This is a genomic window from Aliiroseovarius sp. S2029 (assembly GCF_023195575.1).
In the GTDB taxonomy this organism is placed as follows: Bacteria; Pseudomonadota; Alphaproteobacteria; order Rhodobacterales; family Rhodobacteraceae; genus Aliiroseovarius; species Aliiroseovarius zhejiangensis.
In genome coordinates, this window is the sequence record NZ_JALPQE010000011.1 from 1 (window position 1) to 15,534 (window position 15,534).

The window sequence follows — 15,534 nt, forward strand, 5'->3', positions numbered from 1 at the left end:
CCAGGAATACCGCTGTGTCTATGGCGAAGATGCGGAAAGCGCGTTGCGTTTCCTGTTCAACGCCATGGCTCCGAAGGAAGACACTGAGTTCCAGGCCCAACCGGCTTGACGCTGTGAGATCGGACACTTTTCGGAACAATCCACGAACACCGAGTGTGATCCAAAACGGGACCGGCCTCACCCCCTCATTGCTTTGTAGAAATAATCCATAAGGGGCTTGGTGAGGTAGCTGAGCGGGGTACGCTCATCGGTTTTGAGATAGGCTTCGATGGGCATACCCGGAAGCAGAGCCTGGTCGCCCAGCCTGGCAAGCTCGTCAGGTGTGAGTGACAGCTCTGCAGCATAGAAGCTGGTCCCTGTCGCCTGATCCTCGAACACATCGGCCGAGACCCGCTCGACCCTGGTGTTAAGTTCGGGTGTGAACCGTTGATCAAAAGCAGGCAGGCGCAGGATCGCGGGTTGTCCAACAAAGACCTGATCGATGCTGACCGCCTCAATGCGCGCCATGGCCACGAGCGGCTGGTCTTGCGGAATGACATACATCATCGGTTCGGCCGGCTGCACCACGGCACGTTCGGCAAAAAGCACCGAGCCGTAAATGATCCCGGATGTGGGCGCACGGACATCCATGCGGGACAGCCGCTCCAGCAACGCCAGACGCCGCTCGGAGAGTTCCGCCATGCGGAACTCCGTGTCCCTGAGCTCGGTGATGGCCGCCTCGCGCCTTTGTGTGCCGAGCTTCAGGATCTCGATCCGCGTGGCTGCGATCTGACCACCAATCTGGGCTTTGGCGGCCGTGAGCCGACCGATCTCCCCCGAGAGCGCGGCCTGTTCGCGCTGCAGACTGGTGACCCGGCTCGATTGGGTGAGCCCTTTGGACAGGAGCGTGGTCTGGCTTTCCAACTCCTGACCGATCAGGTCGAGCTGGGACCCAAGCGAGGTGATCTGCGCCTCGGTGCCCGCAACCTGATGCTCCAGTTGAGAGATCTGTTCCTGAAGCTGTTCAGCTTCCCTGGCCTGGGTTTCGATCCGCGCCCGGAACAACCGGCGCTGCCCATCGATCTTGCGGGCATTATCTTGCTCTGATGAAATGGCCAGAAGCGCATCAGAAAATATAATCTCCTCTGCCCCGTCGCGTTCCGCCTTCAGGCGCGCAGAGCGCGTCATAAGCTCGAACAACTGACCTTCCACAATGGCCAGTTCAGAGCGATGGAGCGTGTCATCAAAACGGATGAGCATGTCTCCTGCCGCAACCACATCCCCATCACGAACAAGGATCTCACCCACAACACCACCTTCGGCATGTTGGACCACTTGCCGATTGGACTGGATCTGGATCGCACCCGTCGCAATGACTGCCCCCGACAGCCGGGTGGTGATGCTCCAGGCACCCAGACCCAGCACCAGGACCGCCAGGGCGGCAAAGCCCACCGTGATCGGCAGGCGGGCACGCCAGACCGGTGGGCCCTCTGACGAGGTCCTGGCAGGCATCTGCCCTGAGGGCCGGCCTGACCCGCTCATGTGGCGACCCGCCGTTTGATGGGCGTCGTCGGCTGCTGGGCCATGTTGCGCACATTGGTCCGCAAGACCTCATCACGCGGGCCCCGTGCCGTGACCTGGCCCTTGTCGATGATGATAAGATCATCGCATTCTGAGATGGCCACAGGCCGGTGGGTCATCACGATGACGGACTTGCCCGCCGCTTTGAAGCCACGCACCGCGTCGTTCAGCGCATCCGAGCCTTCCGCATCCAGGGCCGAGTTGGGTTCATCCAGTATGAGCAGCACCGGATCGCCATAGAGCGCGCGGGCGAGCGCCACCCGTTGCTGTTGGCCACCGGAAAGCTGGCAGTCACTGCCGGATATCACGGTGTCATACCCTTCGGGCAGGGACATGATCATCTCATGGGCTCTTGCCCGCCTGGCAGCGGTGACAACGGCACTGTCATCTGCCGCCTCCGACATCCGTGCGATGTTCTCGGCAATCGTGCCATCAAAAAGTGTGATCTTCTGCGGAAGATAGCCAATGTGTCGTCCCAGTTCATCGGGATCATACTGGTTGAGCGTCGCACCCCCCAGACGGATTTCTCCAGAGACCGGTGGCCATACCCCCAGAAGCGCGCGGGCAAGTGTCGACTTGCCTGATCCGCTGCGCCCGATCACCCCCAAAGCTTTGCCGGGCGATAGTTGGAAGCTCACGCCGCTCAGGGTGGGCGTTCTGGTACCCGGTGGCACGACCGTCATGTTTTTTACAGAGAGAGTTGCTTCCGGCACGGGCAGCGCGGTTCTGGCTGTCTCTGCAGGCATGGCCTCCAAAAGCTTTGACAAGGCCGTCCAGGCCAGCCTCGCGCGTTGCACCAGCGCCCACTGGCCAAGCGACTGCTCGATCGGGGCAAGGGCACGGCCAAGCAGGATGGAACCTGCAATCATGGCGCCGCCCGTGACCTCCCCCCCCAGCACCAGATAGGCCCCGACCGCCAGCATGGCGGATTGCAGAAACAGGCGCAGCGATTTGGTGAGCGCGGTAAAGCTGCCGGTCCAGTCACTGGAAGACAGCACCTCTCGTTGTGCGTCTTCCCGTTGGCGTGACCATCGGGACGTGATGCTGCCGAGCATCCCCTGACTTTGCACGATCTCATGGGCCAGCCGCGCCTGATCGGCAAACCCGTGGGCGCGCTGAGAGAGAGACTGAGCACGGGACACACGTTTATGTGTCATCATCTGGTTGATGATCGCCACAACGATCAGCACGGCACCACCGGCAAGGGCCAGCCAGCCCAGCATCGGGTGCAGGATGAAGATCGCGGCAAAGAACAGAGGTGACCATGGAAGGTCGAGCAGCGCAAGAAAGGCCGGGGAGGCAAAGAGTTGCTGGATGTTTTCCAGGTGGCGCAGCGCCAAGCCCGGCTGGGCATTCTGCTGTACCGCCATCTTCAGGGTTGCCCGGAACACCCTCTCATCCAGCCTGGACTGAAACATCGCCCCAAACCGCGCCACAACCCGACCGCGCGCATAGTCCAGAAGTGCCATCAGGACATAGAGAAACCCGACCAGCAGGAACAACGCCGTGAGCGTTTCCCTGGAATGCGAGGACAGCACCCGGTCATAGACTTGCAGCATGAACAGAGGACCTGTCAGCATCAGGAGGTTCACAAAGACGCTGAAGAGAAACGCCACCCCAACAAAATGCAGCCCCGCGTTGCGGGCGCGTGTCAGTTCCGCTTTTTGAGAGGGAGGGCTTCGGAGCACGGTTAAATCGTCACAAACAGGTTATGAGGTCAAATGCATCAGCAAGGTTGAATGCGCACACTCCGGAACGGGAGGAAAATCCCGGAGCGTGCGGGGGAGACCAGACAACGCCCTTATCAGGCGAAGCTGAAGTCATCCTCGGTGAGTTGGCTGGCCAGCACATCGCTGAGTGTAATCGTGTCCGTATTTCCGTACGAAACGATTGCCCCATCCGATGAATCTGTAATAGAAATCGCGGCAAAGCTGAGGCCCGTGCTGGTAAACACAATTCGGTCAATCCCATCCCCGAAATCGGTGATAACATCAATGCCATCACCTGCAGCAAAACGGAACTCATCCGCCCCGGCACCCCCTGTCAATTCATCCGAGTGAAGGCCACCCACAAGCTTGTCGTCACCATCATCTCCATAGAGACGATCATTGCCATTATCGCCCTGAAGCAGGTCGTTACCATTGCCGCCGGACAAAACGTCATTTCCGTCCTGACCGCGCAACTCATCATCGCCATCCTCTCCAAATACGTTGTCATCACCCTGATCACCATGTGCAGAATCGTTACCGTTCCCACCATAGATGTTATCGCGACCATCGCCGCCGCGAAGCTCATCAGAACCATCTACGCCGTAGAGATGGTTATCATTCCCGTCGCCGACCAAACGGTCGTCATGATCGCTGCCGGACAGCCATTCAATATTGACAAGACTGTCACCTGTTGCATGTCCGCCTGCAGCTGTGCCGAGCATTAAGTCGATGTCGACCCCAGCGTCGGAACTGGCATAGCTCGCGATGTCAAAGATGCCATTGCCACCATCGAGGAGATCAGCGCCGGCTCCGCCTTCAAGAACATCTTTGTCGGCATCCCCATACAGTTGGTCATCGCCGTCACCGCCGATCAACACATCATCAAGATTGCCACCTCTCAGAATGTCATTCCCGGCGCCACCATCAAGCTGGTCAAAGTCAAAAGATCCGTTCAGTTCGTCGTTACCGTCCCCGCCTTCAAGGACGTCATTGCCGCGACCCCCATTCAGAACATCATCACCTTCTTCTCCTTGAAGCGTGTCATCGCCAAGCTCGCCATAGAGATGATCGTCGTTCTCGCCTCCTTTGAGACGGTCAGATCCGTCGCCGCCATAGAGCATGTCGTTACCCTTGCCACCGTCCAATCGGTCACTCCCATCGTCACCTTTGATCGTGTCGGCACCGTCACTGCCTGACAGAACATCGGACCCGTAGCCGCCCTCGATAATGTCATCGCCAGCGTCACCTGTGATGACATCTGCGCCACTACCACCTTTCAGAGTATCGTTACCAACACCTCCATAGATGATGTCTGCACCGGCTCCACCCTCAATGACATCGTTCCCGTTGCCACCAGAGAGACCATCCATGCCGCTTCCACCATCAAGGGTATCATGACCATTCTGGCCGTAGAGTTGGTCATTTCCGGTGTCGCCGATCCCTGTGTCGTTTCCGGCACCCAGTGCAGCGATGTCATCGCCACCTTCCATATGCATTGTATCACTGTAGGAACCAACAATGACGACCTTGTCGTCCCCGCCTTTGAGGTGCCAGTTTAGCGACTTCTTCTTGTCGAGCGTCCAATCGTTCTTTCCGTGCCACTTGGCACCGTCAGCCCATGCTGGATTGGTCAGATAGAAACTCGCTGAATTGTCCAGATTTGCGTTTCGGTGTGCCAGAAGTTGATAGCCACCGTTGCCATATACGATCGCTTCAATATCCTGAATATGAAGGATCTGAGTTCCAGCTTTGATGATCCGGTATTCATTGACACCCTTCGAACCATTGCCAACGTACTTGACTGTGTATTCGGACTTGTTGCCGGTCAGATAGATCTTGTCGGTGCCTTTGCCGCCAAGGATTTCGCGTGACCCACCATTTGAACTGATGTGAATGTGATCATTCCCGTCACCGGCTTCGACACGCTTATCTCCCCAACGTTCTACATGAATGGTATCATTTCCGGCACCACCCCGGACCAGATCATCGCCCCAGTTGGTATAGATAACATCGTTGCCATCTCCGCCATCAAGGACATCATCGCCGCCGCCGCCACGAAGGATGTCGTTGCCCGTTCCACCAATCAGGATGTCATCATACTCCCCGCCATCAAGCGTATCATCACCCTCTCCACCATCAAGATAGTCGTCCTGACCACCTCCGTTCAATATATCGGCACCGGAGCCTCCCAATAACATATCATCGCCATTGTTGCCCTCCAAAGTGTCGTCACCTGAGCCACCCATCAGAACATCATCATCGCCATGGCCGTGAAGTGTATCATTCCCGGCACCGCCCAGCAGCATGTCATCACCATTGCCGCCTTCAATATGGTCGTTGCCTTCATCTCCCGAGATAAGATCGTCCGCACGGCTTCCTTTGAGGAGGTCATCGCCACCCTTGCCGTGAAGGTTTACGGCTAACTCGGATACGTTAATGCCTCCGACTAAGGTGTCGTCCGCATCTGTGCCATGCGCAACCTGGAATCCAGTATTGGCCAAATCAAGCGTGACTCCGATGTCACCCACGGCGATGGCGGTGTCGTACCCCCAACCACCATCAACCCTGGTGTCGGCTGCATCGAAGAATACGATATCATTGCCTCTGGCGGCTTCCAGGATATCTGCTCCTTCACCACCCGCCAGCATGTCATCTGCGTAACCGCCCCTCAGAGTATCATTTCCATCCCCACCTGACAGCGCCACATTACGTGTATGGTCTGTAGCACTGATTACATTGTCGCGGGCGTCGCCCTGCACACCATCCAGATTGCTCACATACGCGTCGAGCCCGGCGGAACCAGAGCCGTCCATGACCGCATAACGCAATGTAGCGCCTGTCTCGAACTCGATATTGTACCCAGCGTCCGTTTCCACGCGTCGCCAGCCTTGCGCATTGTACCTGAGCGCAACGTCACCAACACCACCTTCGATGACTTCGCCATTGCGCGTGTAGGATGCGCTTCCAAACAGAGTGTTACCCAGAATCGTGACATCGTTGTTGTTGTCCAGGTAGTGGCTGCCATCGTCATATGTCAGATTGATCTGCGTGATCCCAAGTTCAGCGAGCGACTTCAGCTCTCCGGTATCCGTCACGCCGTTCTGATTGATATCTTGCCAGACACGTAGCTCATCCCAAATACTGTCCTGCGCATCCAGAACCCCATCATTGTTGCCACCACGATGCTCATACTTATCAAAGATAGCGAGCGCCTGCAGGTCGGTTACACTCGGGTCCGTCGACCACTCGGACAGGATCAGTTCTTTGGTTTGGTCAATCTTGCCGTCGCCGTCTCCATGTGAACCATCGGCATTCAGATCAATGACCAGGAAACCATCATCCTGGTTGACCCAGGCGCCTTGCTCAAGATATCCGTCACCATCCATATCAAAGCTGACATTTCCGTTGACGTTGATTTCTACGCCATCGCCGTCAAGATCCAAAATGACAGGCTTGCCGCGGTCAGACCCCTTGTTATCCAAATCTTGCTCACGACCCCGCAATCGATCTAGAGCGCGTTGGTGTTTTGTAACATCTTCGGGATCACCGTTGTCCTGCGCGCGCTTAAGATGACGCTCATGCAGATCAATATCGTGTGCAATTTTGTCCTTGCGGTCGAGATTGCCATCTCTGTTGAAGTCACCACCCGGTTGGTACTTCTTACCCCAGTGTCGGCTATCTCGTTCATCGATGATACCATTGTTGTCGACATCGGAGCCTTGGTCATAGTGCCAGTCATAGCCGTGTCGATCCGGGACCTTTGTCATCCCTTTTCCGGGAGGGTTTGTCGACGTGAAGTGATGCTGATTGAATGTTGTAATGTCAATCCGCTCAACTATTCCTGGCGTCGAGTGATCATCGAAGAGCTTGTGCCCGGTCACCGGATCAGTATAAAAGTCACCACTTGTATTGTGAACCCGGATCCCACCAGCAACATAGGTATGGTGCTCGGAAACTTCGAAATTATAAGTCTTCCATCCCTCAACAACGTATTCTTTGAACGCTATATTGCCGTCGACGATTATGGAGCGAGTAGTGGCACGTTCAAACAAGTGTGCGGTCTCGACCGAATAGTGCAACCAAGTGCCGGTAACCGTAATTACCTCACCGTCTTCGTCGATCAGGCGTGCTGAGTTGCCGCCGAGTCGCAGCAGATCACCGATCTTCGTAAAGCGCCCGGTCTCATCCAGAAAAGCATGGCCAGGAGTAACATGAAGTGGGGCGCGACCATCGGGATACTCTATCCGGACAAAGCAATCTGTCACGTTCTCGTAAAGGCGGACAATAGGCCGCGCGGTAAGCGCCGCACGACCGCTATTCTCCTCCTCGGCAAAACAAGCAACCAAATCATCCGACTTCAGAGTTTCAATCTCAGATGTGCTGCCATCGGATAGCAAGATAGGCGTGCCAGAAGAAAAGCATTTGTCACCCCAGTAGCTTTCATGTTGCCAAATATGGGGGGCATGTCCTGACAACATGTCTGAAGCCAACTCAACGCTGGCGATATTTGTTAGTATCGGGTCTCCGATTACATCGCCGTTTTGGTCTAATGTCGATATCTTAACCTTAACGTGATTGTAGTTTTCGTCACCAGGTGAATATTCTACTTTCTGTACGGTTCCATCGGCATAGACATTGAGGTGATCATACGTGCTTAACTGACCGTAAGGTCCAGAACCACCACTCCCACCATGCACGGTATAACTAACACCAAGACCAGGTAATCCAGCGTTGACCCCACCATAGACACCTGTGGTTCCATCCGCGTAGCGGATCACACCCGCCTCAAACATTCGATACTCAGCACCGACCCTGACATTTCCTTCGCTGTCAACATTGAAAACTGGGTTCCTAGTACTAGCTCCGACTTCCCAGCCACCGGTATCAGAAATGGCATCATACTCGTGCGAAAAGTCAACATACGCGACACTCACAGAAAAGGAAGTGCCTTGATGCTTAATTCCATCAGTGTAGTATCTAACGCCATCAACTTCAGTGACGAAAGTCCCGTTCACTTCTCCCATTTTTGATCTCCGTTTATCCAGTTATTGGCAAGTGCCATGGTATGATACTGCTTGACCGTTGGCGTCTTCGACATGTTGATGCTCGGTGTATTTTGCCCGCCCAGAAGGTGAAACGGTTAGAAGTGCGCTCCCTCCTTCTGTGTCTAGGATCAGATAAATTTTGACACCGGCTTCCGTAGTATTCTTAAAGTCTACTTCACTAGCTTCCAAAATGTACCGGCGAGCAGATAATTGGCATCCATTTCCTACGTCGTCACATCTTTGAACAAAGTTGCAAGTGACGCCGCCCGCGGCAGCCGCTTTTGGTGCCAAAAAAATGAGCGAGCAAAGCACTAAATTAAATAAGTTCCTAGCCAATACCTTTAGCATAACTTCCCCCGATAAATTTATACCCGATGTGTTTTGCCAGTTTGTGAGATCTGGCGAGGTCGACGCCGGACGTTACATGGAACAACACCTCTCGGGAACCTCTGGCTGCCGACCATGTTTCGACGCCTTTGAATAGCCCGAGCGCAACGCGGCCACCCGACAGGGACCTACGCAGCGAACGTGAGACATTCATGTTGTGAATCGTCGTGATCAGGACATCTTGCCCAATATGGTACTCACCTATGGAACAGTAGGCGAAGCCCACCGGGGCGTCATGTTTTATTGCAAGCATGACAGCATGTCTGCTTGTGTCATCAAACGCCTTGCGAGCAATTTTACACACTTTGTCGGCACAGAAAGGGATATATGAGAAGCGGCTTTCATCATGGGCAGACTTTGCGAGATCGACCAGATGGGGTAAGTCTGCGTCGTCTGAGGCTAATCGAAACAGGATATCCGACGCCCTGCTTGTCTTTGAAACTCGATCATCCATTATAATACCTACACTCAATACTGCGCCAACGCGTCAACTCTCTTTGGTAGAATTTCTATTCTCAAAAACCACCCATTGTAAATACACCGTCGGATGCAAAGCTGCGGCAAAAGGACCCCACCAGAAGCGGAGGGCAGCGATGGCTCAGGTACAACCTGTTGCAGGCGCCCAAAATGGTTGCAGAACGTCCGGTGGTTACACTTTCAGCCTTCTACCAGAGCCCTTCGAAGCGACCTGCGGCCGTGCGCGTGTAATGTGCGGTATGCCGTGGATCCCGATGCCCGAGATAGTCCTGGATCAGACGCAGGTCATGTCCTTTGTTGGCCAGCGCAAATCCACAGGAATGTCGCAACATGTGAGGATGAATATGCCCCAGCTTGGCCTGTTTTCCGGAACGGGCAACGATGTAGTTCACCGCCTGGCGGGTAAAAGGCTGTTTGCGTTCTGAGATGAACAGCCACGGAAGCGCATCCTCTCGCAAAGCCAGCCAGCGGCGGATTGCCCGCAATTCATCCCCTGCAATGGGTTGCTCGACGCTAAGCCCATTCTTCAGGCGCGATATCCAGAGGCGCGCTTGATCAAGGTTTGCGTCGGTTCGGCGCAGGGCAATGGCCTCTGAGACACGCAGCCCATGCCGGAACATCAAGAGGAGCAACAGGTGATCCCGAATGCCATGGCGGCCCCGTTTGGCCGCCCTCAGCAGCCGATCGATTTCAGCCTCGCCCAGAAAGTCCCGGCCACGCTCATGGCCATCTGCAGGGCGGTCATGCGCATCACTCTTTACCTTTCGCCGGTTGGGCGGCATCTTTTGGAACCTTGCTCTGTCCTTGTTTTGCTGGCGGGCTTGTCTGAATACTGTTTACAGTTCACGCTCTTTGTAAAGAGTTTAGGCTGCCACTTTTCCAAAGTCGATCCGCTTGTCCAGATCAACATCGAAGCGACCATAGGGATTGATGTGAGAGTAGATCAGAGGGGTGAGACCGCGGTAATCGCGCTCAGACAGGCGGTTCGCCCAGCTCGTCTCCGACAGCACCGATTGCACCATACGCGTGTTCACATAGACGAGTGAGGCCTGAAGCAAGTGCAGAGCATGGGCTGAGATTTCCTGATCGGCAATCCGGTTGCTGGAGATCTCACCGCCTTTACCGAAGAACACGAACCCGTTCGCGCTGTTCCAGTTCTCGACCACGTTCAGTCCTTCATGAATTTCGCGGCGGAACGCTTCGGATCGTAGATAGCGGCACAGAAAGATTGTTTTGATCGCGCGGCCCAGCTCAGCAAGCGCCTTGTACGTTGGGTGCATCACATCGGCGCGCGCAAACCGGCGAAGGATGGCTTCGGGATCAGCGGTGCCATGCTGCATGGCCGCGGCGTATTTGACCATCTCGTCGTACTGCCGCTCAATCTCGCTCCAGTCGATTGTGCCCGAGAGGATGGGCAGCAGGTTTGGAAGTTTCACCCGCATACCAGCGCTTGGAAGGGCGAGCTTCTGGCGCGCGATGGCTTTCAGCCGCGGAGCGAGTTCGAAGCCAAGAAGATGGCAGAAGGCGAAGCCGATCGCGCTTTGACCGTGGCTGTCTACATATTGGCGCTGGATTTGCATGTCGGTGCAATGGCGCAACACGCCCTCAATCATCGAGGCCACCTCCGATGATGAACAACGCTTCAATTGAGAATAGATACAAGTGGACTGGCGTTCGACATGCCAGTAGATCATCACGCCGCGCCCACCATAGCGGGCATGCCATTCCGTCATCAGGTTCCGGTCCCAGGCTCCGAACTTGGTGGAATCCGAGGCGCAGGCTGTTCCGGCTTGGCCCCAGATGGCCGGGTTGCGAATAGCCAGCGTCGCATCCGCGACCCGGCTGCAAGCCGCGCGCAGGGAAGCCGGATCAATGTACCGCCGCCGGATATGCAGCAATTCATCATGACTGACGCCGGGCGTGCCCGCCGCCACACGCTTCAAGCCAGCATTTGTGCCCATACCATACAGGGAAAGCAGCAGACGTTGATCCCGCACATCCGGCGGCAGTGCCTCCCGGGTTGCCGAAGTTTCAAAAACATCCAGAAAGCCTGTATCCAACGCTGTTTCCTTCAGCGCGTCCAACAGTCCCGTCATCGGCCACCGTCGATTGACCTCGGATTTGAGACCGATCAACCCTTTGGGTTCGGGTGCTGGTTTAAAGGGGGAAATGCTGATCTGGTTGTCACCCGACCAGCGCAGTCGGACCTTGTCGTTGTCTGGTATCGTGGCATTCAGCAGAAGGAGCTCCTGCTCATGCTGCGTACGAATGGATTGGGTGAACGCCTTTGCATCCTGGGTGAGGTTCAGGCCAGCATAGTAAGTGTTGCGCCTCTCGGGGAAATCTCTCGGCAGATCGTTGTCTGGATTGCGATAGCGATCTGCCCCCTCAATCCAGATCTCTTTCGCTCTGATCCGCTCCCGCAATTGTGTCAGAACACAGAGCTCATAAGAAATGACATTCAGACGGCCCCGCCCATCAATGACAGTTTCTCTCCATTTTCGTGGGATTGACCCGTCAGGAGCGAGCGCGGCCGGTACAAATCGCCGGCCTTCTTCATTCAAGCGGACAATCAAAGCCAAGGCGTCCAGAATCGGCCGCCAGACCTCATTGTTCGACCGGAAGTTCAGAACAGAGAGCAATGACGGCAACATGGGGCGATAGTGATTGGCATAAGAGCCGCGCATCACAGTTAGGATCCGAACATCCAGCGTACCCTTGGCATTATGCTCATCGATAACGGCTTTCAGCTTCGCCGCACCAACAACCGGAAAGATCACATCTGAAACTATGCCCTTTGGTGCCATCACGGCTGCGGTCGCCATATCAACGAGCAATTGTTCTTTGCCGTGAACCTTCTCAATGTCGGCGGCAATTCTCTTGATGACCTTGCGTCTGGATTTTGTGCCGATGCGATGCACGACTTCGATCAGTAACTCCACCAGCCCATCAATCAGCTGTGACCGGCGCGACATAAGATATATCGCCAGCAATCCAAGGCGTCTTTCTCTGGAATGTAGTCGCATCTCTGAAGCAGTTTCGCCTTCAACCCGGCGTACCAGGGCCTTGATCCAAGTGGGGTCAATGTCCGAGAGTGCGTGATCTGGCAGATCCAGACCCTGAATGAAGGCCAGCCGCTCTGTCGCGTCCAGAACGCTATCTAATGTTGCGGCACCAACATCACCCTTCAGCCGCTTAAACCCTGTGCGACCGCGCGGTTCAGCAAGACTGGCTTCCAGCTCTAAGGCTGCTGATTCTGACAACCGCGCAGCAACCGATGCAAGATACCTTTCCAGAAAGCGTTGACGGACGGAACGTACAATACGTTCAAGGGCCTGTTCCGAAGGTGAGATCAGCTTGCGCTTTAAAAACCACTCGCACCCCAGATCAGTCTTCTCGGAAACAGAATCGCCCCGATGAACAACATCCGAAAGCAACCAGGTCTCGAACTCAGTCAAATCTGTTTTCTTCGGCCGGGAGAACCCCAGATGCTCAGCAACACGTATCCGGTATCGACGCGATCTGCGGTCATCAAACATACTGGTGGGACGCGCCACAGGACGATCGATCTGACTGGCCACATAAGCAATCACCTCGCCTGATAATCGTGACCAATCTTCGATAAATCGCCCCGTTCGCCGTAAATCGCAAAGCTGAAGGGCAACTTCCAGTCGAATATCCTCAGGCTGATCCGCCAGAAACATCAGATCAGAAAAAGACAGGCTCCAATCCGTCGCGATATTCTCCATCAAAACAATCTCCGACACGCAATTCGTGCCGAAGCGTCAACGAGAACCCTTCAGAAGACAAGCCTTGTTCACAAATGTTCCAGAATTTGTCCGATCTCACAGCTTCAAGCCGGTTGGGCCAGCACCAGCCGTTGAACCGGCAGGCCGAACGCTTCGCCCGTGAAGGCGTCGAGTTGAGCTTGTCGACCCTGGCTGACCTGGTCGGGCATGCCACAGTCGCGTTGCAGCCAATCCATGCTCTGATCGAGAACCACGTGCTAGCCGCGCACCGCCTGCATGGCGATGACACGACCGTGCCGCTTCTGGCGCGGGGCGGTGCAAAAAAGGCCCGTCTCTGGACCTATGTGCGCGATGACCAGCCCTGGAATGGTGGCGCGCCACCGGCCGCGTTCTTCCGCTTCTCCCGTGATCGCGCGGCAACCAATCCCAATCAGCATCTCGCCGGATGGCAAGGCGTGTTGCAGGCCGACGCCTATGGCGGATACAACGACCTCTATCGCGCGGACCGCGATCCGGGACCCGTGACCAGCGCGCTGTGCTGGTCGCATGCGCGCCGGAAGTTCTTCGAACTTGCGGATATTGCCGGGAATGTCCGCAAGGGCAAACCGGCCCATCAGATCTCGCCGGCCGCGCTGGAAGCGGTGAAACGGATCGACGCTATCTTCGACATCGAGCGCGAGATCAATGGGCTGGATGCCGATGCCCGGCTTGCCGCCCGTCAGGAACTCTCCCGTCCCCTGGTCGATAATCTCCATGACTGGCTGCAGGAAGAGCGCGCGAAACTGTCCAGGCACAACAAGGTGGCCAAGGCGATCAACTACATGTTCGAGAAAGAGGACCGTTGGCAGGCCTTTACCGCATTCCTCGATGACGGACGCATCTGCCTGACGAACAATGCGGCCGAACGCGCCCTGCGCGGCGTGGCCCTGGGCCGGAAGTCATGGCTCTTTGCCGGTTCCGAGCGCGGCGGTGAGCGGGCCGCCGCCATGTACACCCTTATCGTCACTGCCAAAATGAACAATATCGACCCGCAGGCGTGGCTGGCCGATGCCCTCGCCCGGCTGCCCGACATGCCCGTCTCGCGCGTGCCGGAACTTTTTCCCTGGAACTGGAAAGCCCGTGAGGGCGTTACTGCGGCTGCCGCGTGAACAACCGTTGAAATAGGGCCTTTGAGCGCTGTAGCCCTTCATCGGTCAGCACGACAGATTTGGACCGGTTAACCGGGTCATAGATCAAACCCTTCCGATGCAATCGATCCAGTGCCGACCAGTCCATTCCCTTCCAGGCGCGACGCTCATCATGCAGTGTCAAACAGAGCAATCCCAGAACCGCGTCGTCAATCTTGTCCTCGTCGATCTCCATGAACAACGGGTATCACATCACAGAGCCAAAGGGACCGCGGTCTTCGCCGGAGCCTTACAATCGAGGCCTATCTGACAACCGATCAACGCACACCGCTCAGCTATCTCACAAAGCCGCTTATGGACTATTTCTACAGAGCGTTCAGGGGGTGAGGAATGAATGCAGGATCAAATGTGTTTCGGAAATCCACAATGTTCACCCATTGTTCCTACTAATGCGCGTCTGAGCGCGTTCGGGCCCCTTGGGCCGGACACGTAGGTCACCATCGTTTTGGGATTGTCGAGGATCACCCGGCGCAGCACGCCGCCGTAGAAAGACAGCGCCTGCACGAACGCATCCAGCACCATCTCCTGGGCTTCGCCGGGATAGGCGATGACAAAAGGTTTGCGGCTGTGGCACAGGCGGAAATGGGCAACCTTGATCTTCTGTTCAATGCCGCCCAGGACAACCCGTTCTTCGCTCCAGTCAAATTGCAGCGCGTCGCCCGCCGCAAAATGTAGCGGGATAAAAGCCTCGCCAGAACCGGCACCGGCCCGCTTCAGGTCGCGAACAAAGCGCTGAACCGGCGAATAGGAACCGGTGTAGCCTTCCACCACGAGCTGCTCATAGAGCTTCTGGGCCGTCCGCCGTTCCCGTCGCGGGCGCTTCATATCCTGATCGAACAGCTCCCGCAGCCGAAGATCAAACCCGTTGCACAGCTTGTGCCGAACCGGCGGAGCCTGGCGCTGGTAGCTCGGTGGGCTCTCATCCTTCAGATACTTCTTGATCGTGTTGCGCGACAATCCCGTCGCCCGCGCAACTGACCGGATGCTGCGACCCTCAACCAATATCCATCGTCGGATCTTCGATACACTTTCCATCAATAACACCTGCTCTTTCCTCCGCACTTGAAGCGCGGATGCTAACGAAACAGGTGGGTCAATTTTACTCGCTCATAACCCACCCAAGTGGGTCAGTTTTGCATGCCGATTCACAGCCAGAAACATCAGATCAGAAAAAGACAGGCTCCATTTCTTCGCGAAATTCTCCAAAAAACAGCCTCCAACGCCCTGTTCGCGCCGAAACTTCACGCAGAACCCCTCGGAAGACAAGCTCCGTTCACAAATGTTCCAGAATTTGTCCGATCTCACAGCTTCAAGCCGGTTGGGCCTTCCAGGGCATTCCCGAGATGATCTATCTCGATAACGGCCCTGTTGCGAAAAGCCTGGTGTTTCAAACTGTGATGGAACGGCTTGGCGTGGATTG

Annotated in this window: 8 protein-coding genes and 1 pseudogene; 1 reads left to right on the forward strand and 8 read right to left on the reverse strand. The window is 55.9% G+C overall.

The features are described from left to right. Positions 1 to 177: 177 nt before the first annotated feature. The 6 genes from MUY21_RS15640 to MUY21_RS15665 all read right to left on the reverse strand — a co-directional run bounded on the left by MUY21_RS15640 (position 178) and on the right by MUY21_RS15665 (position 12,945). Positions 178 to 1,491, reverse strand: a complete 1,314-nt coding sequence (locus MUY21_RS15640; protein WP_248411218.1) for an HlyD family type I secretion periplasmic adaptor subunit — start codon at positions 1,489 to 1,491, stop codon at positions 178 to 180. A gap of 26 nt (positions 1,492 to 1,517) precedes the next feature. Beyond that, positions 1,518 to 3,215 (reverse strand): type I secretion system permease/ATPase, encoded by a 1,698-nt coding sequence (locus tag MUY21_RS15645; RefSeq protein WP_248411225.1) that lies wholly within the window; start codon positions 3,213 to 3,215, stop codon positions 1,518 to 1,520. 149 nt (positions 3,216 to 3,364) lie between these two features. Then, positions 3,365 to 8,293 (reverse strand): hypothetical protein, encoded by a 4,929-nt coding sequence (locus MUY21_RS15650; RefSeq protein WP_248411219.1) that lies wholly within the window; start codon positions 8,291 to 8,293, stop codon positions 3,365 to 3,367. Between the two features lie 349 nt (positions 8,294 to 8,642). Beyond that, complete coding sequence (locus MUY21_RS15655; protein ID WP_248411220.1) at positions 8,643 to 9,155, reverse strand: hypothetical protein; 513 nt, start codon at positions 9,153 to 9,155, stop codon at positions 8,643 to 8,645. A 211-nt stretch (positions 9,156 to 9,366) separates the two neighbouring features. Continuing rightward, positions 9,367 to 9,960: a tyrosine-type recombinase/integrase gene (locus MUY21_RS15660; protein ID WP_248411221.1), complete on the reverse strand. Its 594-nt coding sequence runs from the start codon at positions 9,958 to 9,960 to the stop codon at positions 9,367 to 9,369. 81 nt (positions 9,961 to 10,041) lie between these two features. Then, entirely contained in the window at positions 10,042 to 12,945 is a 2,904-nt protein-coding gene (locus MUY21_RS15665; RefSeq protein WP_248411222.1) for a Tn3 family transposase, read from the reverse strand. Here MUY21_RS15665 and MUY21_RS15670 point away from each other — a divergent pair. Beyond that, a pseudogene (locus MUY21_RS15670) lies at positions 12,945 to 14,075 on the forward strand (IS66 family transposase); the annotation flags it as partial. The gene MUY21_RS15665 and the pseudogene MUY21_RS15670 overlap by 1 nt on opposite strands. On the opposite strand, the gene MUY21_RS15675 reads toward MUY21_RS15670, so the two are convergent. Both MUY21_RS15675 and istA read right to left on the reverse strand, forming a co-directional pair. Beyond that, positions 14,056 to 14,289 carry a DUF6429 family protein gene (locus tag MUY21_RS15675; protein ID WP_248411223.1) on the reverse strand — a complete coding sequence of 78 codons (234 nt, stop codon included), beginning with the start codon at positions 14,287 to 14,289 and terminating at the stop codon, positions 14,056 to 14,058. The pseudogene MUY21_RS15670 and the gene MUY21_RS15675 overlap by 20 nt on opposite strands. A gap of 167 nt (positions 14,290 to 14,456) precedes the next feature. Further along, complete coding sequence (istA, locus tag MUY21_RS15680; RefSeq protein WP_248411224.1) at positions 14,457 to 15,149, reverse strand: IS21 family transposase; 693 nt, start codon at positions 15,147 to 15,149, stop codon at positions 14,457 to 14,459. Between the last annotated feature and the right edge of the window lie 385 nt (positions 15,150 to 15,534).